The sequence below is a fragment of the Acinetobacter sp. YH12132 genome (assembly GCF_013418645.1).
In the GTDB taxonomy this organism is placed as follows: domain Bacteria; phylum Pseudomonadota; class Gammaproteobacteria; order Pseudomonadales; family Moraxellaceae; genus Acinetobacter; species Acinetobacter indicus.
This window is the reverse complement of record NZ_VPBR01000004.1, coordinates 252,906-276,998: the sequence shown is the minus strand read 5'-3', so window position 1 is coordinate 276,998 and position 24,093 is coordinate 252,906. Positions and strand designations below refer to the sequence as shown.

Genomic DNA, 24,093 nt, shown 5'->3' with positions numbered 1-24,093 from the left:
AAGCTCAGTGTGAATGTGAATCACGTATCTGGGAAAAGCAGTTCAAAGCATATACCTTCTGCGCTATTAATCGCCTGATACATCCCTTGATGAAGCGTCATAATAGATGCCACAATGGATAGTCCCAAACCACCTGTTTGATGATAACTTTGTCTACTGGAACTGCATTGATAAAATCGCTCAAAGATATGCGGCAAATGTTCCGGGGCAATTTCTAAACCACTGGTCACGACCGATAGCGCAATCATAGACAGTTTGTTGATGATCTTTCGATAGCTATGCACATAAATAGTCCGGTGCTTGCCGCCATGAATCAGGGCATTGGAGAGCAGATTATACAGAGCTTGTTGTAACTGTTCTGGATCTGCCAATAGCTCAGTTGCCTCAAGCTTTAAAACAAAATTGCAGTGTTGTTCTTCGGCTTGATACTCAAAAATGCTGAAGATATTTTCTATAAAGGATTGAAGTTGGATTTTTTGTCTGTTTAAGCAAACCTTCTGCGCATCTGCACGTGCCAGAAATAACATGCTGTCAATCATTCTTTTTAAGCGTTGATAGTCCTCTAGGTTGGAAATCAGCACTTCCTGATATTGTACGGGACTGCGTTCACTCATGAGTAAAATTTCGGTTTGTCCTATTAAATTATTCAATGGTGTTCTAAATTCATGCGCAATGTCTTCTGAAAAACGATTCAGCTGGCTATATCCCAGCTCAATACGGTCGAGCATGGCATTGATATCGGAGGCTAGTTGTGCAATCTCTTGAGGGGGATAGGGCAGATTGAGTCGCTGTTCAAGTTGCTGAATATTTATCGCATGGGTTTGTTCTCGCAGGGTTCTTAATACTTTTAATCCCAGATGGCTAGCAATAGCACAAAGGATGAAAATCGCCAAGATACCTGTGAAAACATAAATGACAAGGCTCTTTTGAAAAGGTGCAATGATGCCTAAACGTTCAGACCACTGTTTGCCTGCAATTAACAGATACGGCTGGCGATTAATTTGAATAGTTTTCCAGGCAATGCGGGTGGGATAAGCATGCGCCGATAAATCTTGGAATTGAATTTGGGGCTGATGGGTAAATTCAGGTAGAGGAATGCCAAGAGGATTAATGCTGATCAGCGCCTGATCACCCTGAATCAATAAAAACAAATTATCCTGATTTCCCAACATGTTTTGATACAGCTTCGGGCGAGCGATAATCTGTTCAATATTGCTACTGTCTTGTAGTAATATTTCCAGTCGCTCAATTCGCTCAATCAAAGCCCTATCTTGCTGAGCAATTAAAATCTGGTTGATACCCAGATAGGTCATAAATGCTACACCGCACAAGACCATTGCAGCACACCCTGTAACCAAGAGTGTTAATCGGAGTTCTAGCGAACGAATCGGTTTCAACATTATTTCTCTGCCGAAATTTTATAGCCCAAACCGCGAACAGTATGAATTAACTTTATATCATGTCCCTCATCAATTTTACTACGTAAACGCCTTACCGCTACATCAATAAAATTGGTATCGGTATCAAAATTGATCTGCCAGACTTCAGAAGCTATTTGCCTGCGCGTAATAATTTCATTCGGATGGCGCAGCAGAAAGCGCAAAAGGTTGAATTCTTTTCTACTGAGTTCTATCGACTGCTCGTTACGCCAGACTTTATGATGGATCAAATCCAATTTCAGATTGGCAATTTCTAATTGGTTTTCCTGTGCATACTGCTGGCGCCTAAGTAGACTTTTAATTCGGGCCAGTAATTCAATATAAGAAAAAGGCTTGGCCAGATAATCATCGGCGCCCAGTTCCAAACCTTTGACCCGATCAATCACCTGATCTTTTGCTGTAAGAAAAATGACCGGAATTTGGGAAAATTGTCGCAAGACTTTCAGGACTGCCCAGCCATCAATATCGGGCAACATTACATCTAATATGACTAGGCTATATGCATGCATCTTTAACTTTTCCAAACCTTCTAGTCCTGAATGGACGCATTGTGCCTCATAGCCAGATTCATTTAACCCTTTAACCAGATATGAGGCGATCTTCGCTTCATCTTCGATAATTAGAATACACATTTTGTTCAGACTCATTTTAAAGATGACAACTTTGTAATGTGATTGTCATCCTTCAAATCATTCAGGTTGTATAAGATTTTTAAAACTTAATTCAGGGCAATCATGATGAACAAACTCAAAGGGCTTATTGCAACAGTAATGCTGATGAGTAGCAGTACTTTTGCACAATCCGTTCAATTCAATCAAGTTTATTCACTTGATTCTCAGTCAGCACGAACTCTTACGGATGCTGCGGTGACTGCGTGTCAAAAAATACAGCACAATATCGCTGTGGTGGTGGTGGATCGGGGCGGAAATACGTTAATGGCAAACAGGCATGAAACTGTCGGACCGCATAATTTGGGCGCAGCTGAAAAGAAAGCCTATACCGCCTTATCGACCAAAACGGCGACTATGTTGTTAAGTCAAAATGCCAATGAAAACAAGGATGCAAAAAATTTAACCACCTTATCTAATCTACTGCTGTTGGGTGGCGGCCTACCTGTGAGTTATGAAAATCAGGTGGTCGGTGCCATTGGCGTTGCCGGAGCAGGGGGTGCAAAAAATGACCATTACTGCGCTGAAACAGCTGTTAAGTCTATTTTCAATCCTTAAGGAATTCATCATGTTTAAAAAATTATTGCCACTTTCAACACTATTGTTGACCTCAATGACTTTCGCACAAACTAACCCTTTAAGTGTGCATGTGTTGAATCTAGAAAATGGTCTACCCTCAGCTCAAGTCGAAGTGGTACTCGAAAAAAGTACTGGGAATAAATGGGTGAAGTTAAATCAGCAATATACTGGTCCTAATGGCCGTATTACTGGATTGTTTCCTGAAAATCAGAAGCTTGAAGCCGGTATTTATAAAGTTACTTTTAAAACTGAGGACTGGTTTAAAAAAAATAAGCAAGATACTTTCTTTCCTGAAGTTCCTGTAATTTTTAAGGTAGATGGAAGTGTCAGCCATTATCATATTCCTCTACTTTTAAGTCCTTATGGATATTCGACTTATAGAGGTAACTAAGACTTAACAGGGCTAGTTTAACTAGCCCTTTTATTCGTGCTGAGTCCGTAAACTAGAGAAAAATCACAAAAAATTCATGACTGTATTGTTATTCTTTTAGTCAGATTAAAGTCGATAAAGCTTATTGACGCTTCGTGATGATTAAAAACGAGAATGGTATGAATCAATTTTCTGAAGAGGACTTATCCAGAATTATAGAAATGGCTTGGGAAGATAGAACTCCTTTTGAAGCTATTTTATGTGAGTATGGTTTAAATGAAGCGGCGGTGATCCGCTTGATGCGGCAAAATATGAAAGCATCGAGTTTTAAAATGTGGCGTGGACGCGTCACCGGCCGAAAAACCAAACATCTGCAACTGCGTTCACCCGACGTGATACGGGCCTATTGTTCACGGCAATACAAGCGTTTCTAAGCGTTTGATTTTGATAAACGTCTGGACTCACGTTTACATCGTTCAGAACAGTATCTGACTTCCTCCCAGCAGCGTTGCCATTTTTTGCGCCAAGTAAAAGGACGCAAACAGTGCATACAGATTTTTTCAGGAAAATGCTGTTTTTTCATGGTTTATAACTCATCAATCCGGCTAAGAAGTTGCTGGGCATGGCTGATAATCTGAGGCCGATCTTTAAGCTTGTCCAGCTGTCGATAGATCATGCACATACGTGGATGATTGCGGAATGTCGCTTCATGCCGGATCATGAAATACCAGTACAGGCTGTTGAACGGACAGCTGTCTGGCTCGGTACGGGTTTTGACATTGTAGCTACAGTGCTTGCAATAATCAGACATCTTATGGATGTAATTGCCTGAAGCGGCATAGGGTTTGCTGGCCATCAAGCCGCCATCGGCATGCATCACCATGCCCAGCGTATTCGGCAGTTCTACCCATGCATAGGCATCGGCATAGATTCCCAGATACCACTCGCTGATCTGCTGCGGGTCTACACCAGTTAATAAAGCAAAATTGCCAGTCACCATCAAACGTTGGATATGATGTGCATAGGCATGCTGAAAGGTATTACGGAAACACTCCGCCATACAGTTCATCCGGGTATGGCCGGTCCAGTAAAATTGCGGCAGCGGAGTTGAGTGCTGCAGGGCATTGCGGCTGGCATATTCCGGCATGTACAGCCAGTAAATCCCGCGGACATATTCGCGCCAGCCGAGAATCTGCCGGATAAAACCTTCGACTGCATTTAACGGTGCATGACCAGCATGGTAGGCTGCTTCTGCAGCATCACAGACTTCTCGGGGCAGCAGCAAGCCACAGTTCAAATAGGGTGAGAGCAGGCTGTGAAACAGCATGTCTGCACCCTGAACCATGGCATCCTGATAATCGCCAAAATGCGGCAAACTGTAGGCAATGAAATGCTCCAGTGCAAGCAGGGCATTGCTACGCGTGGTGGCCCAGCGAAAATCGGCAAGGCTGCCGGGGTGATGGGAAAACTCGCGTTCAACCAGTTCCAGTACATCCAGATCAATCTGATCGCGTTCAAAGTACAGTGGCGCGGTCAATGGTGGACTGCCTGACCAAGCCTTGCGATTGGCACTGTCATAGTTCCATTGCTGTCCAAGCGGCTGCTGTCCCTGCATTAAATAGCCGGTCTGCTTACGCATTTCCCGATAAAAATATTCCATACGCAGTGTCTGGTAACGGCTGGCCCAGTGCCGGAACTGCTCCGGACTGCAGAAAAAACGCTCGTCATTCAGACACTGTATCGGCAGTTGCAGCTGCTGGCTCCAGTGCTGTTCAATCTGCTGCTGCAAGCGGTATTCTCCGCATTGGGTCATGACCAGTACTGTGACGGGGAACTGCTGTTGCTGTGCCTGCACAAAATCCAGCAGGCTACGAATCGGACTGCTGGATTGAAAAGCATGATAACGTACACGCCAGCCTTCTGCTTTGAGTTCTTTGGCAAAATGACGCATGGCGCTAAAAATCAGGGCAATTTTCTGCGGATGATGGGCGACATAAGTGGCTTCCTCAACAACTTCGGCCATCAGGATCACATCCCGGGTACGGTCCAGTGTCTTGAGTGTAGCAAGCTGATGATGAAGCTGATCACCCAGAATTAAACCGAAACGCATAGCTATTCCAGACCCAATGAAAGATAGCGCAGTGTAAATTCAGAGAGTTCAATTTTTTGTGAAAATAAATATCAACCCGTATGTTGAATCAATTCAACTCGACCAGATGATCCTCTGACATCGCATAGGAATCATAATTGCTGCAATAAAAGACTGTTCATCTCTACAATGCTAAAGCCAGTTGATGAAACTTACTTTGCATGATTTCTGAGTTCATAATTGGTGTGAAAATTATGTGATTTTAATCAAAAAGATACAAATTATTATGCTTGTAATTTAGGTGGCGTGCACCTAGTATCTGGCTAGAAGTTACTCCATGTAAGCTTCCTTAGTTTTGTCCCATACATCCCCAGTATGGGATTTTTTTTAATCAGGGAATTCTCACGAGCATGCATTCAAAAGCGTATATTTTTAGACAGCAGCAATTACTGGTGGATGAGCATTTTCAGTTGCCGCAGGTAGCCAAACTGCAGCACGACTTGAACTTGACGGAAAATGGCGAGATCATTGCTCGTGACCTGAAAGAAGACGAACCGGTGCCTGAAGGTTATCAGCTGGTTCCGATCCGACAACTAGTGCAAGTCTGGAACAGACCACAATTTGAAGAGGCCAGCCGTGCGGTACAGTTACTGGAATGGCGCCGTAACCACCGCTTTTGCAGTAAATGCGGCCATGCCACCCAGCAACACGCCAGCCAGTATGCCATGGTCTGTCCATCCTGTGGCTATAACCAGTATCCACGGGTGAATCCCTGTGTGATTACCATCATTACCCGGGGCGAAGATGAAATTCTGCTGGCAAAAAATGCCCGCAATAAAACCCAAATGTACAGTCTGATTGCCGGCTTTGTTGAAGTCGGAGAAACCCTGGAAGAGGCAGTCCGCCGTGAAACCCTAGAAGAAGTTGGGCTGCAGATCAAAAACATTCAATATCTGGCCAGCCAGCCGTGGCCGTTTCCCAGCAATCTGATGATGGCCTTCAAGGCGGAATATCATACAGGGGACATTCAAATTCAGGAAAATGAACTGAGCGATGCGCAGTTTTTCAAATTTGATCAGTTACCCGAAATTCCGTTCAAGGGCAGTATTGCCTATGCCATGATTCAGCATGTGATGCATGGTACCCCTGTGGCAGATGACAGCAAAGAATGGCTTTAACCCGGAAACCAGTCTAGGACTTTTTTAGCAGCACGCCTCCTGAATCACATCATTTCGTCTTCACGCTTTGTTCACATGCTGTTGAGTTATCTTAAGCCTAAAATCAAACAAGGCTAAAAAATGAAGATGCTATTCAAGTCTGTTTTGGCAGCGACAACGCTGGCGATAATCAGCTTAAGCTTTACTACGCAAGCTGAAACGGTTCCACCTCAGGCAGTCGATCAGGTAGATATCCAACGGTATGCGGGCAAGTGGTATGAAATTGCGCATCTACCGATGTATTTTCAGCGTAAATGCGTATCGAATATCTCGGCACAATACACTGTCAATGCCGATCAGACTATGGGCGTATTAAATAGCTGCCGGATTGAAAATGGTGAAATGATCAGCTCTGAAGGGGTGGCCTATCCGCAAAATCAGGGCAACAGCAAACTGAAGGTCAGCTTTTTGCCGCCAGGTTTAAGATGGATTCCGTTTACCAAAGGGCATTACTGGGTATTACGCGTGGATCCGGAATATAAAGTGGCGCTGGTCGGTGGACCGAGTACCAAATACCTGTGGATTTTATCGCGCGAACCGCAACTGGATGAAGCCATCTATAAGTCTTATCTGGAGACAGCAAAATATTATGGTTATGACATCACAAAACTGATCAAATTGCCGCATTAATCTGTTACCCTTTTGCCGAACTCATTAGTCTCTCTACAGTTCGGCTTTTTTTTATTTCACTTCACATAAAATTCATATCTGACTGATTAGACTCATCAAATGGAATAAAGACAGTCGCTTGAAATAGGATGAGTCCATGTTGAAAAGTCTGATGCGATGGATAGACAGCTGGTCTACACCCACAGCGCCCAAAACCCTGACGGCTGAAAACAGCAAGATTCAGTGGCTGAGGATTTTACCCTTTATTCTATTACATCTAGCCTGTCTCGCCGTGTTCTGGGTGGGAGTGTCGTGGTTTGCGATTGGCTTTATGCTGCTGTTCTACCTGATCCGCATGTTTTCCATTACGGCCTTTTTTCATCGCTATCTGTCACATAAAACTTTTCAGACTTCGCGTCCGGTGCAATTCCTGTTTGTGTTAATTGGAACTATGAGTGCACAGCGTGGTCCGCTATGGTGGGCGGCCCATCACCGTTATCACCACCGCTATACCGATACACTACAAGATCCACACTCCTCAACACATGGTTTTTGGTACAGCCATGTCGGCTGGTTTTTAAATGAATATAATTTTGCCACGCGTAAAGAAGTGATCAAGGACTGGCTGAAATATCCGGAACTGATCTGGCTGGACCGCTTCAGTTTAATTGTGGTGCTGCTGACCGCGGGCGGGATTTATGCGCTAGGGGAGTGGCTGGCCATCACCTGGCCGCAACTTAGTACCTCCGGCCTGCAATTGCTGGTCTGGGGATTTGTGGTCTCCACTGTGTTGCTGCTCCATGCCACTTTGTGTATTAACTCACTGGCGCATCATTACGGCAGCCGGGATTTTGATACGGACGATCACAGCCGCAACAACTTATTCTTGTCCATCATTACCTTGGGCGAAGGCTGGCACAACAATCACCATTATTATGCCGGCAGTACCCGGCAGGGTTTTTACTGGTGGCAGATTGATGTGACCTATTACTTGCTGAAACTCATGTCCTGGCTGGGACTGGTCTGGGGCCTCAAGCCCATTCCGGCACGGATTTATGAAGCCAGTAAAATCGCTCAGGCTCGAAAACATAAAAAAGCTGCTACTGCCGACACTCACACGATTCAATCGAAGGAATCACCATGAAAATTGCAATTATTGGTTCAGGTATTTCCGGTCTGTACGCTGCCTGGAAACTCAGCAAAGTGCATGAAGTCACAGTCTTTGAAAAGAATAACTACTTTGGTGGTCATACCGATACCCATCAGCTGAATATCGAGGGTGAACAGGTTGCGGTGGATAGTGGCTTTATTGTGTTTAATGAGCATAACTATCCGCTGTTTTGCTCGATGCTAAAAGAACTAGGGATTCAATCGCAAAGCAGTGACATGGGCTTTTCGGTGAATAATCAGGTCAGTGGCTTACAGTACAATCCTTCAAAAAAATTCTCGCTGTTGTTCCGACCTCAAAACTTTCTTAATACTGATTTTCGCGCGATGTTGTCGGATCTGTTCCGTTTCTATGCGGCCAATAAAGATCTGGATGTGGAACAGGTCGATGCACAGCTAAGTATTGATGAGTATTTAAATCACCATGGTTATAGCGATGCCTTCCGTCATGAACATCTCTATCCGATGTGTGGAGCGCTGTGGTCCTGTCCGGTGGAACAGGCCGGACAGATTCCCTATAAATTTGTGGTGAGCTTTTTCCAGCATCATCGGATGTTGCAGCTCAAAGACCGTCCTTTATGGCTGACGGTCAAGGGTGGATCAGCTCGCTACGTTCGTGCCATTCAAGCCCAGTGCAATATCACCTTCCGTAAAACTGCTGTGCATCAGGTGTCTCGCAGCGCCAATGATGTACTGATTGAAACCCAACAAGGTAGCGAGCGTTTTGACTGGGTGATTTTCGCCAGCCACGCCGATGACAGCCTGAAACTGCTGAAAGACCCGACCGCGCAGGAGCTGGACGTGCTAGGCAAGTTCCGCTATCAGGATAACCGCATGGTGGTACATTCCGATACCTCTATCATGCCCAAATCCCGTCGCCAGTGGGCCAGCTGGCATGTACACGTCACGCCGACTCAGGCCACTGAACAGACGCCATTCCAGCACAGTGGCACACATTATGGCTTTAGCTACTGGATGAACCAGTTGCAGAACCTGAACTGCAAAACCCAAGTCTTTGCCACCCTGAATCCTAATTTTGCCCTGAATCCGAAAAAAGTCTGGGTAGAACGACATTACCGTCATCCAGTGTTTGATGCCCCGGCGATTGAAGCACAGCAACGCTGGGTCGAGGTCAACGGCCAAAACCGCACTTCATACTGTGGTGCTTACTGGGGCTGGGGCTTTCATGAGGATGGGGCGCGTAGCGCATCATGGGTAGTCGATCAGCTATTGAAACAGGCCGAACAGGCCGCCTAGGAGCACATGATGCAGATGTATCCACTGGCGATTGCCTCTGCCGAAATCCGGCACCGACGTTATTTGCCCAAAGCCCATGCTTTTGAGACCCAGCTAACCTATCTATGGTTTGATCCGGATCAGCTCGCGACCTTTACCGGTAAATCCTGGCTCTGGTCTTCCAGCCGCTGGAATTTCTTGACCCTAGATGAGCGGGATTTTCTGACCATGGAATATGGTTCGATTCGGCAGAAGGTCTCACGTTTGCTCATCAAGCGGGAAAACTATCTATTACCGCATGCCGCATCTATCCGAGTAATGGCTTTGCCACGAACACTCGGCTTTCGCTTTAATTCTGTAGTGTTTTATCTAGTCTTAGATGCCACCGACCAACTGATATTTGTACTTAGTGAAATTACCAATACACCGTGGAATGAAAGACAGGTCTACATTCACGACTGCCGAAACAATGCAGACCAACATGCGCCGTACCAAAGTCACCAGTTTGATTTTAAAAAGGACTTTCATGTGTCGCCGTTCATGCCGATGGAGCTAGATTATCGTTGGCGTTTTAGCTTTTCAGAACAACAAAATGTGATTCATATGCAGCTGTTTGAGCAGGCCGTGCTGCAATTCGATGCCACCCTGAAATTTTCCCTGCAGGCCATCACAGTTCCTTCACAGCAGCATCGCTATGCTGTACTGAAAGTTCTTGAACCCTTCAGGATGGTCAGCGGAATTTATCTGCATGCCTTTCGTTTATGGAAAAAGAAAATTCCGTTTTACCGCCATCCTAAAAAAGAAAAAGGAAAGACATGACTATGAAAACACTGTTAATGGGAGAGCACACCGAACTGCCGGTGGTATTACGGCATTTGCTGAAATTGCGGCATGGTCAGCTGATTTTTAAAGGCATCTGGAGCGGAACAGTTGGCGAAAACAGTGATCTGCAGGCCGTGATTCAGGTGCACGATACCCGTCTAATGGAACTGTTGTTCCGTAATGGTGTACTGGGGGCAGCAGAAGGATTTATTCGTGGTTACTGGAGCAGTGAAGATCTGGTCAATGTAATTCGTATTCTAGCGCGTAATCGTGATGTGCTTGATCGGATGAATCAAAATGTGGTGGCAAAAGCTAGCCAGCTGGTACTCAAGGCTTGGTATAAATCCCGCAAGAATTCGATTGATGGCAGTCGTCAGAATATTGCTGAGCATTATGACTTGAGCAATGATTTTTTTAAATTGTTCTTAGATTCCAGCATGATGTATTCCAGTGCGGTGTTTAAAGACCCTTGTATGAGCTTGGAACAAGCTTCAGATTATAAAAAAGAACTGATCTGCCAAAAACTTCAATTGCAACCGATGGACCATTTGGTTGAAATTGGCAGCGGCTGGGGAGGCTTTGCCATTTATGCGGCTCAGCATTATGGCTGTAAGGTGACCACCATTACCATTTCCCAGGCACAATATGATGAGGCTGTAGCCCGAGTTGCTGAAGCAGGGCTGTCTCATCGGGTGTCTGTACAGCTTCAGGACTACCGTTTACTAGAAGGCAAATACGACAAGCTTGTGTCGATTGAAATGATTGAAGCAGTGGGTGAGCAATATTTACCAACTTATTTCCAAAAATGCCGCGAGCTCCTTAAGCCGAATGGTCTAGCCTTGATACAGGCGATTACCATTGAAGATGCACGCTATGTTAAAGCTTTAAATACGGTGGATTATATTAAGCGTTATATTTTCCCCGGTAGTTTTATTCCATGTATCAGTGTGATGACGCAAACGGCTTCTGAGCAAAAACTTCGTCTCAAACATCTGGAAGATATTGGTCAAAGCTATGCACAAACCTTGAAGTGTTGGCGCCAGCGTTTTCTGGAGCAACGTGATCAGGTGTTGCAACTTGGTTTTGATGAGCGCTTTATCCGCATGTGGGATTTTTATCTGTGTTATTGCGAAGGTGGCTTCCGCGAAGGTGTGATCAGCGATGTTCATTTGCTGTTTGAAGCCAGTGCTTACTAAGCAAAAATAAAACAGGAGGGCGACATGCTGCTAGATTTATTTTTGCTCAATGTCTTCATCATGCTCTGTAGCTGGGTGTTGGTGACCTATAACCGCAGAGCAGGGCTGGTCGATGTCGCTTGGAGTTTCAGTATTGCTCTTAATGTGATTATTGCCGCTTGGGCGACTGATAGTGCACCACTGTTGGTTCGGTTATTTCTGGGACTGGCGAGTGGGATCTGGTTTTCACGACTGACTTGGCATCTGTTACGGCGCTATGCCAATGAAACCCAAGAAGACACGCGTTATGCCAACATGCGCAGAGCGATGGGGGACTATCAGCATCTTGGTTTTCTGGTGTTTTTTATATTTCAGGCAGGTTTGGCGCTACTGTTTTCTTACCCAATGCTGAAGTTGTTAAGTATCTCGACCGAGCAATGGAATGACTGGACTTTGGTCACTGTGATTGGGGCGGGTATGATCATGCTCTCGGCTTTGATAGGCGAAAGCACTGCCGATCAGCAACTTTACCGTTTTAAGCTAGATCCACAGAATCAAGGTAAAACTATGGATCAGGGCTTATGGAAATATTCGCGTCATCCGAATTATTTTTTTGAATGGCTGCATTGGTTTGCCTATCCAGTGCTCGGTTTGGCAGCAGGATGCTATGAATTATGGATATATCCACTGCTGATGTGGCTATTCTTGTACTACTTTACAGGTATTCCATTTAGTGAAAAACAGGCGATCGCCCACCGTGGCGACAACTATAAAGACTATCAACGACGAACTTCAATGTTTATTCCGTGGCCACCCAAAGAGTAGGTAAATACATGGACTTTATGATTCAAAAAACCTTAGAACTGATCGAAAATGGCAAGGTGCCAGACCCAGTGATTCGTGCAGGCATTCGTACTTTAAGCAAAAAACGTTTGGCACAAGAAGGTCGGTTTAACCCCGCATTGGCAGCGCAGCGCTATATGGATGTGCTGACCATGCTGAAAAACAGCGAAATTGCCATTGAGACAGACAAAGCCAATGAACAGCATTATGAACTGCCGACCGCATTTTTTCAGGCAGTACTCGGTAAGCGTTTGAAATATAGCGCGAGTCTCTTTGAACATGCCGATACAACGCTAGACCAAGCCGAAGAAGCTGCTCTTGCATGCTATTGCCAGCGAGCACAACTGAAAGACGGGCAGGATATTTTGGAAATTGGCTGCGGTTGGGGTTCTTTAAGTCTATATATGGCCGAGCGTTATCCAAGGGCCCGTATTACAGTCGTGTCAAATTCTTCAACGCAGCGCGAGTATATTCAGGAACAAGCCCGTTTAAAAAACTGGATAACCTGACGGTGATCACTTGTGATGTCAATGTGTTGCAACTTGAACCTGCCTCTTTTGATCGTGTGGTGTCAGTGGAGATGTTTGAGCACGTGCGTAACTATCAAAAACTATTTGAAAATATCAGTATTTGGCTCAAACCAAATGGCTTATTGTGGTGTCATATTTTCTGTCATCGTTTCTTGCATTATCCTTTTGAAGTCAAAAATGAGTTTGACTGGATGTCGCAATATTTCTTTAGTGGTGGTTTGATGCCAGCAGCCTCAACTTTCCTACATTTTCAGCAGCATTTACAGCTAGAACAGCACTGGCAATGGGCGGGCACGCAGTATGAACGTACCGCAAATGCTTGGCTAGAAAATATGGATGCTAAACAGGCCGAGCTAAAGCCCTTATTTGAACAAACTTATGGCGCGGATGCCGCAATCTGGTGGCAGCGCTGGCGGATTTTCTTTATGGCCTGTGCCGAGCTATTTGGTTATGACCATGGACGTGAGTGGGTGATTGGACACTTTCTGTTGAAGAAGAAAGCCGTATAACTGAACATTGGGATGGGCCAGCGGGGAATGCATCAATGTTAAAGCTGTTTAGGGATAAACGTGATCATCCTCTGGGTGAGGTGTTTAACCGATACTACTGGCTGCAAATCGGATTCATTGCCCTGTCCGTGGTGATTGGGATTGGCTTCAGTGCTTGGGTGATTAAAGGGTCTTTGCTCAGAACAGCGCTAGAACAGGAAATGTCTCACTACTGGCAACGATTAGAACGTAATCCTGCCGCAGAATTGCCCGACACCAAAAATCTGTATGGTTACCGCTGGAACACTGTGCCACCACCCCAATTTAAGACTATGCAGCTTGAGCAAGGAGTGAATCGGCATTTTGTCGATGGCAAGGAACGCATGACCGTTTATGGTGAAAAAGACGGGCAGCATGTGCTGTTGGTTTTTGGCGAAAGCAATGTCAATAAACTGGTCTGGCTGTTTGGTCTGGCACCACTGATGGTCAGCTTGTTTGTACTTTATAGTATGTTATGGTGGTGGAATCGTCGTGCTCGGCGCTATTTTTCTCCCATTACCAGGCTTGCCAACGCACTGGAACATATTGATTGGGAAGACTATAAAAATCAGGCTTCGCCGTTTCAGGACATCCGTACCGATTCCAATCTAGAAGCAGAATATCTGAAGCAGGCGCTAGAAAAATATCATCAAGTATTAAGCGAGTTTATTCAGCGTGAGCGTGAATTTACAGGTGATGTCAGCCATGAACTGCGCACGCCACTGACCATTCTAAAAGGCAATGTGCAGCTGTGTCAGGCACGCTATGGCGACAACAAATCATTTACTCGCTTGAACAACACCATTGAAGACATGCAACTATTAGTGGACACACTACTGGCTATCGCCCGCAATACCACCAATACTTTAACTGCTGAACCGACTATGCTTTCTGAATGTCTGGAAAATCTAGTTCAGGATCTGGATAGTGTTAGCGATAACAAAGGCATGCGGATAAATTTTCAAAAAGATCTAGACGAACAGCGACGTAAACTTTACCCGTCGATGACAAAAATGGTATTTGGCAATATTCTGCGCAATGCGCTGAATTATTCACAAGGCACAGAAATTGATGTCATTTTGCAAAAAAATACAGTATTGATTGCAGATAATGGTGTCGGCATTCCTTTACCGAATAACTCCAAAGTGCAAGAACTGTCAGGGCAACAATTGCAATTAGAGATCAAAGGTCATGGCATTGGACTGCAATTGGTACAGAAGTTGTGCAAGCAGCTTGGCTGGCGGGTGGAGTTGTTTGATCGGCAGTTTTATCTCAATACCCATCAGGATGTTGATCTGGCGATGACGACTGGACTGATTGTCGTCGTGTATTTAAAGTAAGGTTGGGCTTCTACAGCTTAAGCTTCTAAAGTGATCTTTAAACCGACCCCCGAGATGGTATGAATTAGCTTTTGCTCAAAAGGCTTATCGACCATTTTACGCAGATTATAAATATGACTACGTAGGGCATCGCTTTCAGGCTCCTCATCCCCCCAAAGCTCTATCATAATTTCCTGTTTAGTTAGAACTTTAGGCGAATGACGCATCAGTAGTTTGAGCAGTTTGAACTGAATTGGAGGCAGTTCAATGGGTTGTCCTGCACGAGTCAGTTGCTGTGTTGCGGGGTCCAGAATAAGATCATGAATTTGAAGACGGCCAGACGAGACTTCACCCAGTGAGCGCTTGATCAAAGCTTTGACTCGAACCACCAGCTCATTAAAATCAAATGGCTTGACTAGATAATCATCCGTGCCTGAATTGAAACCTTTGAGTTTGTCATTCAACGTATCGCGTGCGGTGAGCATCAGCACAGGGAGGTCCATAGCTTCTTTATTTCGTAGCCATTCACATAGTTCATAACCCGAACCATCAGGTAAGTTAATATCTAAAAGTAAAATATGATAGCGTTGCTGTTTGAGTAATTGACGCGCAGCATTAAGGTTTCGAGCATGATCGACCACAAAACCATGCTCTTCTAGAAACTCGCATAAGGTAGATGCCAGTTCGTAATGATCTTCAACCATCAAAATAAAATGTTTAGACATAACTGTAGAGACTACTTTATTAATTGCTGTTTTAATTTAACACTAAATGGCTGGGGACCCAGCCATATATTAAAATATTGTTGTGCCAGAGGATGTTTAAGCTGCCCTAAACTTTGCTGGTTCAAAGATAAGCTTAGGGTCTGTGTAGTATGGTTGTATTTTAAACGGTACAGGTCGCCTGATCTGACCGGACGATACAAATCAGTGATTGGGTTGAATAGAGCATGTATTTTTGCGTCTTTAACATTACGTTTCAGTAAATGTGTGGCCGCACGTTTAAATGCCCATTCCGGAATATTCTGGGTATAGGAAAAGTCCATCTGTATATTTTGTTTTTCCCAGGACTGACTACAGTTTTGTGCAAAATAACTGGCCATACCGACCTGTTTTTTACCCACCATCAGCGGACCATTGCCGCATTGATTCAGGCTTTGTGCCTGTGCCCATGGACTGAAGCTACATCCTATCACTAAGGCCGTGCTGATCGCTATTTTTTGAAAGGCAGTAGCCATGAGTAGACCCCTCCAACATAAGGCAGGGAACGGTACAGGCCATTCGCAGGGTCCCAGAAATCCTGCTGGAAAATAATCTTGTTGTTTTCGTTGATCTTGATTTCACTGATACCGTAAGAGTCCATACTGCGGGTCGTGCCGAACATTTTAAAATCATAGGCCATATGCCAGTGCACATAGGCAGAGTCCTGATGATAAGAAGCGTTTAACAGCTTGACGCTGACCTTGCTGACCCGTTTGTTCATGCCTTGAAAGTGCTCCAGCAGATTTTGACGGGATGAAAATTGCGATAGGGTATCGTTAATAAACAGCTGGTCGGCATACAGCGATCCGGCTCTTTCCACAAATTCCGGTGTGCCCAAGGTATTAAAGGCTGAGGTAAAGCGGAGGCCGATATCCTGAGCTTTAGCCTGATCCAGCGCTATCCCCTGAATACCGTTTCTGGATGGGGCGTAATCGGCTGAATAACTGGGAATACTTTTACATCCGGCTAACAACAGAAGCGGCAAGGATAAGGCTGTAGCAATTAGTGTTTTTACAAGTCTCATCATCAGTGTCCGTATGAAGTGTATGTTTATACCTTAGGCAGCACAGCGTGAACAGAATGTGAAATAGACGTTATAGATGAGCAATTGAATAGAATTTTTCAAATCAAAGATTAAATGTTTAACTTTTTTCTTCGGCCATTAACCAATCAATGATATTCATAACATCACGATTTTCGTTATTTTTTCTGACCATTGCATAAAAATTATAGTCACAATAGATAAAACCAAAAGGGGCAATGATCTTTCCATTTAACATTTCTTTTTCTACTAGAATTTGAGGTGCTATGGCAATTCCTAACCCAGACACGGCAGCTTCTATCATTAAATTCAGACTATCAAAATAACGGTCATTGGATTTTGGGGAAAAGCTTATTTGAAACTGATCAAACCATGTATGCCATGCACTTTTATTTGAGTGGGTATGAAGTAATGGATAGTTTAAAAGATCATTTACGGAATGAAGAAGATTTATTTCACGATTACAAATAGGACCCATGTTATCGGGAAATAACAGATATTTATTCAAAAAGTTGGGAAGTAGATGATGCTCACTGACGCTATTGATAAATATGTCAACTTTCTCTTTTTCTAACAATCTTAAGTCATTACATGTCATTAATTTGATATGGATATTGGGATAAATGACTTCGAGCTTTTCTAATCGAGGAATCAGCCAATTTGCCATAAAACTATGAGAAGCGCCTATTACCACCTCTACCTCTGATGTTTTATTTGTTAACTCAAAGACACATTGTTCTAAACGATTAAAAAATTGCGTACAAACGAGCGATAATTCTTCGGCGTCCGCCGTCAGAGAGATGGTCGAGGAATGTCGAATAAACAATTTTTTATCTAACCATTCTTCTAACTGCTTTATTTGATGACTAATCGCACTATGGGTGACACACAATTCTTCCGCAGCTAAGCTAAAACTTTTATTTCTAGCAACTGCTTCAAATGATTTTAAAGCATTAAGGGGAGGGAGTGTTCTGCGTTTCATGTTGTAAAATTTTCTAACATCATCAGCTCAAAATATATCAATTATCAGAAAAATGAAAATATTTTAAGATGAAAAAAATGGATACAGTAAGAGATATGAGATGACAACCCCTTATACAGGTAATGGTCCTGATGACTTGGGATTTTTTGGTAAATTTGGTGGATGTTACATGCCAGAGAGCTTAATGCCAGCACTTCAAGAATTAGAGCAAGCCTTTAATACTGTTCGGCACAAACCTGAATTTTGGGCTGAATATCAGCAGATTTTAACGGACTTTGTTGGTCGTCCTAGTCCTCTTTTTTTTGCAAAAAACCTAACAGCTTATGCAGGCGGCGCTCGAATATATTTCAAGCGAGAAGATTTGAACCATACGGGTGCGCATAAGATTAATAATTGTGTAGGGCAAATCTTATTAGCCAAATTTATGGGTAAAACCAGAATCATTGCAGAAACGGGTGCTGGGCAACATGGTGTTGCAACAGCAACGGTTTGCGCGCTATTTAAGATGAAATGTACCATTTTTATGGGAGAAACAGATATTCAGCGCCAACAAATGAATGTTGAACGCATGAAATTACTCGGTGCTGAAGTCAGAAGTGTTCAAAAGGGTCGTGGGACTTTAAAAGATGCCATGAACGAAGCATTACGTGACTGGATTCGTCATGTGGATACAACCTATTACCTATTGGGTACGGGTGCAGGCCCTCATCCATATCCCACCATGGTGAGAGAATTTCAGAAAATTATTGGTTTAGAAGCCAGAAACCAAATACTCCTGAAAGAAAATAAACTGCCTGATGCTCTAGTTGCTTGCGTGGGTGGGGGATCAAATGCACTAGGGTTGATGTATCCTTTTCTAGAAGACCTGAATGTCAAAATGTTTGGCGTTGAGGCAGGTGGAAAAGGAATAAATAGCGATGAACATGCCGCCTCTATTTGCAAAGGTCAGGTCGGTGTGCTGCATGGCAATTTAACCTATTTATTACAAGATTCAGATGGGCAGATTTTAGAGGGGCACTCTATATCAGCTGGCTTAGATTATCCTGGTGTTGGTCCAGAGCATGGCATTCTGTTTGAAACAGGACGTGTTACATATACGGCGATCACCGATCAAGAAGCGGTAAATGCCTTTCAGCTTTTAAGTCAACAGGAGGGTATTATTCCTGCTCTTGAGAGTTCTCATGCGATTGCATATGCGATTCAACTTGCTCAAGAAATGCAGCCAGAACAGATCATTATTGTCAATTTAAGTGGCAGAGGAGACAAAGACTTAAACACGGTCAAAAAATATCTTTCAGGAGCTATAGCATGAACCGTCTAGATCAAAAATTAGAGCAATTGAAACTGGAAAATCGAAGTGGTCTGGTCTGTTATTTTACTGCTGGAGATCCTAATTTTACAGAAAGTTGTCGTCTGTTAAGCCAATTAGGGCAAGCAGGGGCTGACATTATTGAAGTGGGTATTCCATTTTCTGATCCAGTGGCAGATGGAGAGATCATTCAGGCAGCGCATCTTCGGGCTTTAGATGCAGGTCAAACGGTAAAACAGACCATTGAGTTGGTAAAAGTAATCAGGCTGCATGATGACCAGACACCAATAATTTTCATGACTTATTTAAATCCGATGATGCAATATGGTTTTGAGACACTTATCGCCGAAACAGAAAATCTTATAGATGGAATATTGATTTTAGATGCTCCATATGGATATCGAGAAAAATTTGAGGTGCAATTAAATGAAAAAAATATGCATTTAATTGCAATGACAGCGCCGACTACCCCAGTTGAAAGGTTAGAGCAAATTTCAGCGCGCGCGACAGGTTTTTTATATCATATTGCAGAAAATGGCTTAACAGGAGGAGAATTAAATTTGTCTAATCTTGAGAAAAAGATTGCTGAAATCAAGCCCGTTTTTAATATTCCAGTTGCAATTGGCTTTGGGATCAAAAATGCAAGTCATGTTAAAGCATTAGCCAATAAAGTAGATCTTATTGTTATTGGCTCAGCGCTTGTTGATACTTTTTTTAATAAGGGAATGAATGCGACTTTAGAAAAAGTGACGGTTTTTGCACAGATACTGAGACAAAATAAAGAATAGTCAGGCACCTTTCATAAATCTTCTTTAAAACCATAATTGGATATAAAACAATATTTTATCTTGGCCTTCTCCCGAAAGGGAGATGGAACTTTATACGTGAATTTTTTCTAAAAGTGATCGCTTTTTAAAAATCACTATTATCATATAGATGTGACATGCGTTTTTGCTTTGTTTCAAGATAAGCTTTGTTAAAGATATTTAAACCAACTTTTAAAGGAATACGTTCAACAACATTAATTCCTAAATCAGTTAAAGATTTAATTTTAAGGGGATTATTTGTAATGAGTTTTACATTCTTTATTTTTAAATAATCTAACATAATGGTACACATATCATATTTACGAGCATCTGCTGGTAAATTTAATAATAAGTTAGCATCTAGAGTATCATGTCCTTGGTCTTGAAGTGCGTAAGCTCGAATTTTATTGGTTAGTCCTATGCCGCGACCTTCTTGGCGTAAGTATAAGATCACACCTTGACCTGCATCATTAATCATTTTCATGGTTGATTGTAATTGAGGTCCACAGTCACATTTCAGTGAAGCAAAAGCATCACCTGTTAAGCATTCTGAATGAATTCTAACAAGTACTGGTTGATTAGAAATAGTATTCATGCCTTTGGCAAGAGCAATATGTTCTTCACCAGTACTTTGGTCTTGAAATGCTATAATTTCAAAATTGCCAAATGCAGTAGGTAGTTTTGATTTTGAAACAAATTCTATAGCCATTGAAGAATACACCTATATAAATTTATATTTGATACGATTTACTTAATCTATCTTAAAAGCATCGGCTAAATTTTTTACAATTATAAATTTCAGCGTTTTACTTCTGATTAAAGAGTATGTATTTAATAGTGAATTTTTTGTGAAATGTTAAGTTGACAAAAACAACTAACCAGGTGGAAAAGTTTTTTAGTTAGCCAATGTTCACACATGCCTCGCATTGTTTCTATCCTACTCAGCCTAGAACAGCAAGAACAACTCATTTTTTTGACTAAGCATGCAAAACATTCGCGTGAAAGGCAACGTACCTAAATGATTCTTTTGCTTTCTGAAAGTAAAAGTGTTGTAGAAGTTGCTGTTTTACAAGAATGTATTTGATAAAAGATAAGGCTACTACGTCGACGTTGGGAGCTATATGAATTTGAATCGATCTAAGATGGGCATCGCTTAAGTCGGTGCAATACATTAACCTCGGACGATCAGGCGAAAATTCTAGGTTGGGTCAATACAACTACACTCGGCGCAGAACAAATCTGAGTCTAATTATATGAAGGATATAATGTGTCCGTGTCGATAATGTCAGTCAGTTAAGCAAACATTAGCAAAATGTAGTAAAAATGAGTGTATGCCAATACGCTCATTTTTTATGACTTTATCTGAAAATTTAGATTGCACTCTCCAAAAAGCCTCCCCCTCACTCGAGCCTGTAAATTAAATTGTGTAATTGCCTGAATTTGCTAAAGGAATCAAAACAGAAGACGATCTCAACCAATTCACCCGATTGTTGACCAAACTCACTGTTAAAACGGCTCTTAATGCCGAACTTACCGAACATCTCGGACATGAAAAAAATGCCCGTAAATCTGGCTCTCCTTCGGGGTATTATTTTTTCTTATGAACAATATTTTTTTTTAATTTTGTTATCTTTAAGATAAATCATCTGAAAAACTTCAGATATTAAATAGTCTATGTATAAAAGCAAAACAGAGTAATAAATATATAAACACTTCAAGCTTATTAATTAGGGAACTTTAATTTTAAAATCTTTACGTAACCAAGCCATTTATAATGAAAACCCAAAATTATAACTTTTTCCCTAAATGGTTCATTTTTAAAATAAAGACAAAAAGTACCGGACTTAGCAGCACCCAGAGCGCAACGAAGCTAATACTCTTGCTAAACTGTGCATTTAAGAGCCACATCACCATACATAAAATAGTGCCTGACGTGATTTGAACCAAGACTGGAAATGTCGCGAGTAGGGCATATCTGGAGGTTCTGGTTTTGATGATCTGTTTTTCACTGACGGTATAAAAACCAAAACAGGCCAGCCAGAGAAGTCCAAGCACTGCAATCCCTATCATGATGAAGATCCTTGCTGCACAGTTTTGAGTTTGGTCTGGATTTTACGGACCGCCTTTTGCTGAATAGGGTGAATATTCTGGTGTAAAAAGCAAGCAAGCAGTGCCAATAGCCAGAGCATCAAATCAATACGTAAAAATGGCCAGTAGCTTTTAAACGAATCAATATCGTGTTGCGAAACCAGATAATACATATCAATAAGTGGAAGTATGAATGCAGCCCCAATCAGGATTTTGAGCTGGGTTTTCCATAAATACTGCTGTGGCGTTAAACAGGCCAGCATGAAACTGCCAATCCAGATAATGAAAAAACTATAAATTTCATAATTCGGTGCACCTGCAGGGATGCTGACAAAACGATTGGCATACAGATAGCCGAGCATGGCCAGCGGAAGGCCAAGGATCATGCTGATATTTAAACGGTTAACTAGATAGTATCCGAGATGAAAACGTACCGACTTTTTCTGCATCTGACGTTTCAGGCTCCAGAGCAATAAACCCGAGGCAATCATGGCGCAACCTAAGAGGCCGGAAAAAAACAGAGCCAACCGTAACACCGGGTCAGCAAAACGTGCCATATGCAAGCCATACACGCCGGCATTTAAAGTGGCAATTGCACTGTCATTACGTGTGTTTTTTAGCAGTTTACCTGTGGCGGCATTGAATGTGAGTTGAGCCTGATTTCGGGTAATAGAATGATCTTTCAGTTCCGTGAAGGTGATTTGAGCCAGTTGGGTATTGGGCTGTTTAATGGTAATGCTCTCAAATTCAGTCTGTCCCCAATGCTGCTGTACCGTTGTAGTAAAATGCTGAACAGGCAGCATGTTGCTTTTGACAGGCGCAGTAGAAATAGCTGATCCCTTTACAGTCTGGATATCTTCAAAATATTGAAAAGGATGTTCCGGATATAACTTTTTCATACCAGACGGCAGGATAATATAAAAGAAAATCGCCAATCCGGTAAAGGTGATGGTCAAGAAAAAGGGAAGTGCAATTACCGAACTGACATTATGAAAATCCAGATAGGATCGTTGTCCTTTAAAGGCCCTTAAGGTAAAAAAGTCGGTCAGGATTTTTTTGTGGGTAATAATTCCTGAAATCAGGGTGATCAGCATGATGAATGCTGCAATGGTCACCATCAGACGCCCGATGGTGTAGGGCATACCATACAGTTGAAAATGAAAATTATAGAAAAAATCTCCGCCTTGTGTCGCTGAAAGGGTTAATTCACGGCCCGTCGAGGCATCTAGAGTTTTCATTTCATAGTGGCCATCGGGTGTTTGCCAGTAGATTTTATTGACCGGCGCGGCGGGATGAGCGACGCCAATGTACCAGTGCTGCGCATCCGCTGCATGTTGCTGTAAATATTGATAGGCCGTTTTGACCGCGATGTCCTGATTTACCTGCATTGAGGCAAATTGTGGCTGCATCCACATGGTAATTTCATGACGATAATAGGTCACTGCACCGGTTAAAAAGATCGCGAAAAGCAGCCAGCCAAAGCTTAAACCCAGCCATGAATGCAGCCATGCCATAGATTGACGGACAGATTTATGCATGATTTAACCTGTGAAGTGCGAGAGAATAAACAAGAGGATGATGGGGACCAAGCCATATACAGAAAGCTTTTTTAAACTTTGAATGCAAAAGGTTCCAATCACGAAGCAGATATAAAAAATCAGTGCAGTAAAGGCCGCCAGATAGACCGATTCGGCTTTGGGGAAATAGGCTTGTAAAAAATAAGCCAGATCACGTGCTATCAGGTCACTGCCTATATAGCCCATCCCAAAGCATATTCCTAAGCGATAAAGGACAGCGAAGGGCTGAATCACAGAAATCGAAATCATAGAGGACCTTTAGCTGCATCCAGACAAAAAATAAGCTGGCTTAATGCACAAAGCTGAGCGTGGTGACAAAATATTGTTTTTTATAGGCTTGCTGATTAAAGGTGCCTGCTTGATCTAATTCTTTTGCCACTTCAAGCATGTACTGACCTTTCCATGGCGTAGCAACCGTAATTTGTCCCTGGCTATTGGTGGTGTATTTTTTCAGCCAATACTGAGGAGAAAAGACGGTAACCTCCAGATCAGCCGCGGGCTTGCCTTGATACAGCACGGTAAAGGTATTGCTGTTGCGTTGGGCGGGGATAATATCCAGCTCGGATTCGGCTTTCAGATTCTGTCGTCCGGCTTTAGCATGGTAGCTCAGTAAAGATTCACCATAGATCAGTTCATGGCTGAGTTTTACATCAGCCTGATCTTGCGTAGCATAGACCAGATGATCCTGCTGAAGCTGAGGACTGAAGATTTTTTTGGCCTGAACCAGCTTGGCCTGGCTGAATGACTTTAAGGCACCTTCCTGAGTTTCTTTCAGCTGTTCACTGTATTCACCAAAGAAGGCATAGGTTTGAGCATTTGGGCCACGTTCAAGCCACAGCATATGCGCTTGAGCAGACAAGCTCATCGACAAGCCCATTGTCAACGCTATCATTTTTTTCATGTGTTTTTACCTGTTTTTAAATAAAAGGATTGGTCCT

26 protein-coding genes and 2 pseudogenes are annotated in these 24,093 nt (G+C 42.9%); 15 read left to right on the top strand and 13 right to left on the bottom strand.

The annotated features are described in order from the left end of the window. Window positions 1-20 precede the first annotated feature (20 nt). Together FTU67_RS06960 and FTU67_RS06955 are read right to left on the bottom strand one after the other, a co-directional pair. Window positions 21-1,403 carry a heavy metal sensor histidine kinase gene (locus FTU67_RS06960; RefSeq protein WP_180061603.1) on the bottom strand — a complete coding sequence of 461 codons (1,383 nt, stop codon included), beginning with the start codon at window positions 1,401-1,403 and terminating at the stop codon, window positions 21-23. Next, window positions 1,400-2,071, bottom strand: a complete 672-nt coding sequence (locus tag FTU67_RS06955) for a heavy metal response regulator transcription factor (RefSeq protein ID WP_005177241.1) — start codon at window positions 2,069-2,071, stop codon at window positions 1,400-1,402. Before FTU67_RS06955 ends, FTU67_RS06960 begins: the two co-directional genes overlap by 4 nt. A gap of 105 nt (window positions 2,072-2,176) precedes the next feature. On the opposite strand from FTU67_RS06955, the gene FTU67_RS06950 reads away from it, so the two are divergent. The 3 genes from FTU67_RS06950 (at window position 2,177) to FTU67_RS06940 (ending at window position 3,490) form a co-directional block, all read left to right on the top strand. Next, window positions 2,177-2,665 (top strand): heme-binding protein, encoded by a 489-nt coding sequence (locus FTU67_RS06950; protein ID WP_171263817.1) that lies wholly within the window; start codon window positions 2,177-2,179, stop codon window positions 2,663-2,665. A gap of 10 nt (window positions 2,666-2,675) precedes the next feature. Further along, on the top strand, window positions 2,676-3,077 hold the full coding sequence (gene uraH, locus FTU67_RS06945; protein WP_004981585.1) for a hydroxyisourate hydrolase: 402 nt from the start codon (window positions 2,676-2,678) through the stop codon (window positions 3,075-3,077). Between the two features lie 158 nt (window positions 3,078-3,235). Beyond that, on the top strand, window positions 3,236-3,490 hold the full coding sequence (locus FTU67_RS06940; RefSeq protein ID WP_078194347.1) for a TIGR03643 family protein: 255 nt from the start codon (window positions 3,236-3,238) through the stop codon (window positions 3,488-3,490). Here the strand turns inward: FTU67_RS06940 and FTU67_RS06935 are convergent. Together FTU67_RS06935 and FTU67_RS06930 are read right to left on the bottom strand one after the other, a co-directional pair. Then, window positions 3,487-3,606: a DUF2256 domain-containing protein gene (locus FTU67_RS06935; protein ID WP_373685114.1), complete on the bottom strand. Its 120-nt coding sequence runs from the start codon at window positions 3,604-3,606 to the stop codon at window positions 3,487-3,489. The genes FTU67_RS06940 and FTU67_RS06935 overlap by 4 nt on opposite strands. Before the next feature lie 36 nt (window positions 3,607-3,642). Then, window positions 3,643-5,166, bottom strand: a complete 1,524-nt coding sequence (locus FTU67_RS06930; RefSeq protein WP_180061595.1) for a cryptochrome/photolyase family protein — start codon at window positions 5,164-5,166, stop codon at window positions 3,643-3,645. A 389-nt stretch (window positions 5,167-5,555) separates the two neighbouring features. Between FTU67_RS06930 and nudC the strand changes: the two genes are divergently transcribed. The 9 genes and pseudogenes from nudC (at window position 5,556) to FTU67_RS06885 (ending at window position 14,611) form a co-directional block, all read left to right on the top strand. Then, entirely contained in the window at window positions 5,556-6,323 is a 768-nt protein-coding gene (gene nudC, locus FTU67_RS06925) for an NAD(+) diphosphatase (protein WP_019837893.1), read from the top strand. Window positions 6,324-6,443: 120 nt separating this feature from the next. Next, complete coding sequence (locus tag FTU67_RS06920; RefSeq protein WP_160243331.1) at window positions 6,444-6,992, top strand: lipocalin family protein; 549 nt, start codon at window positions 6,444-6,446, stop codon at window positions 6,990-6,992. Between the two features lie 136 nt (window positions 6,993-7,128). After that, window positions 7,129-8,115 carry an acyl-CoA desaturase gene (locus FTU67_RS06915; protein WP_180061594.1) on the top strand — a complete coding sequence of 329 codons (987 nt, stop codon included), beginning with the start codon at window positions 7,129-7,131 and terminating at the stop codon, window positions 8,113-8,115. Then, window positions 8,112-9,395 carry an NAD(P)/FAD-dependent oxidoreductase gene (locus tag FTU67_RS06910; protein WP_180061593.1) on the top strand — a complete coding sequence of 428 codons (1,284 nt, stop codon included), beginning with the start codon at window positions 8,112-8,114 and terminating at the stop codon, window positions 9,393-9,395. The genes FTU67_RS06915 and FTU67_RS06910 overlap by 4 nt, the downstream gene beginning before the upstream one ends. A gap of 9 nt (window positions 9,396-9,404) precedes the next feature. Next, entirely contained in the window at window positions 9,405-10,193 is a 789-nt protein-coding gene (locus tag FTU67_RS06905; RefSeq protein ID WP_087549659.1) for a DUF1365 domain-containing protein, read from the top strand. Continuing rightward, on the top strand, window positions 10,190-11,392 hold the full coding sequence (locus tag FTU67_RS06900; RefSeq protein ID WP_087549558.1) for a cyclopropane-fatty-acyl-phospholipid synthase family protein: 1,203 nt from the start codon (window positions 10,190-10,192) through the stop codon (window positions 11,390-11,392). The genes FTU67_RS06905 and FTU67_RS06900 overlap by 4 nt, the downstream gene beginning before the upstream one ends. A gap of 24 nt (window positions 11,393-11,416) precedes the next feature. Beyond that, complete coding sequence (locus FTU67_RS06895; RefSeq protein WP_180061592.1) at window positions 11,417-12,196, top strand: DUF1295 domain-containing protein; 780 nt, start codon at window positions 11,417-11,419, stop codon at window positions 12,194-12,196. A gap of 8 nt (window positions 12,197-12,204) precedes the next feature. Next, window positions 12,205-13,253: pseudogene (locus FTU67_RS06890) on the top strand (cyclopropane-fatty-acyl-phospholipid synthase family protein). A 35-nt stretch (window positions 13,254-13,288) separates the two neighbouring features. After that, window positions 13,289-14,611 carry a HAMP domain-containing sensor histidine kinase gene (locus tag FTU67_RS06885; RefSeq protein WP_180061591.1) on the top strand — a complete coding sequence of 441 codons (1,323 nt, stop codon included), beginning with the start codon at window positions 13,289-13,291 and terminating at the stop codon, window positions 14,609-14,611. A gap of 17 nt (window positions 14,612-14,628) precedes the next feature. Here the strand turns inward: FTU67_RS06885 and FTU67_RS06880 are convergent, their stop codons facing one another. The 4 genes from FTU67_RS06880 to FTU67_RS06865 form a co-directional block, all read right to left on the bottom strand. Beyond that, complete coding sequence (locus FTU67_RS06880; protein WP_045795869.1) at window positions 14,629-15,315, bottom strand: response regulator transcription factor; 687 nt, start codon at window positions 15,313-15,315, stop codon at window positions 14,629-14,631. A gap of 11 nt (window positions 15,316-15,326) precedes the next feature. Continuing rightward, the gene (locus tag FTU67_RS06875; RefSeq protein WP_180061590.1) at window positions 15,327-15,827 is read right to left on the bottom strand and encodes a chalcone isomerase family protein; all 501 of its coding nucleotides are present in this window, start codon (window positions 15,825-15,827) and stop codon (window positions 15,327-15,329) included. Then, window positions 15,803-16,375, bottom strand: coding sequence for a nuclear transport factor 2 family protein (locus FTU67_RS06870; RefSeq protein ID WP_180061589.1), 573 nt, complete (start codon window positions 16,373-16,375; stop codon window positions 15,803-15,805). The genes FTU67_RS06875 and FTU67_RS06870 overlap by 25 nt, the downstream gene beginning before the upstream one ends. 118 nt (window positions 16,376-16,493) lie before the next feature. Next, on the bottom strand, window positions 16,494-17,375 hold the full coding sequence (locus FTU67_RS06865) for a LysR family transcriptional regulator (RefSeq protein WP_180061588.1): 882 nt from the start codon (window positions 17,373-17,375) through the stop codon (window positions 16,494-16,496). 100 nt (window positions 17,376-17,475) lie between these two features. On the opposite strand from FTU67_RS06865, the gene trpB reads away from it, so the two are divergent. Further along, window positions 17,476-18,687 (top strand): tryptophan synthase subunit beta, encoded by a 1,212-nt coding sequence (trpB, locus tag FTU67_RS06860; RefSeq protein WP_180061587.1) that lies wholly within the window; start codon window positions 17,476-17,478, stop codon window positions 18,685-18,687. Continuing rightward, window positions 18,684-19,472 carry a tryptophan synthase subunit alpha gene (gene trpA, locus FTU67_RS06855; protein ID WP_180061586.1) on the top strand — a complete coding sequence of 263 codons (789 nt, stop codon included), beginning with the start codon at window positions 18,684-18,686 and terminating at the stop codon, window positions 19,470-19,472. The genes trpB and trpA overlap by 4 nt, the downstream gene beginning before the upstream one ends. Window positions 19,473-19,596: 124 nt before the next feature. Here trpA and ribA read toward each other — a convergent pair whose 3' ends face one another. After that, a complete protein-coding gene (gene ribA, locus FTU67_RS06850) occupies window positions 19,597-20,199 on the bottom strand; it encodes a GTP cyclohydrolase II (RefSeq protein WP_168369523.1) in 603 nt (200 codons plus the stop codon). A 721-nt stretch (window positions 20,200-20,920) separates the two neighbouring features. Between ribA and FTU67_RS06845 the strand changes: the two are divergent. Then, window positions 20,921-21,067: pseudogene (locus FTU67_RS06845) on the top strand (IS256 family transposase); the annotation flags it as partial. 211 nt (window positions 21,068-21,278) lie between these two features. Here the strand turns inward: FTU67_RS06845 and FTU67_RS06840 are convergent. Genes FTU67_RS06840 through FTU67_RS06825 form a run of 4 tightly spaced genes read right to left on the bottom strand, consistent with a single transcriptional unit; the run spans window position 21,279 to window position 24,056 of the window. Then, a complete protein-coding gene (locus FTU67_RS06840) occupies window positions 21,279-21,560 on the bottom strand; it encodes a hypothetical protein (protein WP_168416378.1) in 282 nt (93 codons plus the stop codon). Then, window positions 21,557-23,116, bottom strand: coding sequence for a PepSY domain-containing protein (locus FTU67_RS06835; protein WP_180061585.1), 1,560 nt, complete (start codon window positions 23,114-23,116; stop codon window positions 21,557-21,559). Before FTU67_RS06835 ends, FTU67_RS06840 begins: the two co-directional genes overlap by 4 nt. A 3-nt stretch (window positions 23,117-23,119) precedes the next feature. Next, window positions 23,120-23,404 (bottom strand): hypothetical protein, encoded by a 285-nt coding sequence (locus FTU67_RS06830; RefSeq protein ID WP_180061584.1) that lies wholly within the window; start codon window positions 23,402-23,404, stop codon window positions 23,120-23,122. Between the two features lie 40 nt (window positions 23,405-23,444). Then, window positions 23,445-24,056 carry a DUF4198 domain-containing protein gene (locus FTU67_RS06825; protein WP_168384493.1) on the bottom strand — a complete coding sequence of 204 codons (612 nt, stop codon included), beginning with the start codon at window positions 24,054-24,056 and terminating at the stop codon, window positions 23,445-23,447. Window positions 24,057-24,093: the final 37 nt, after the last annotated feature.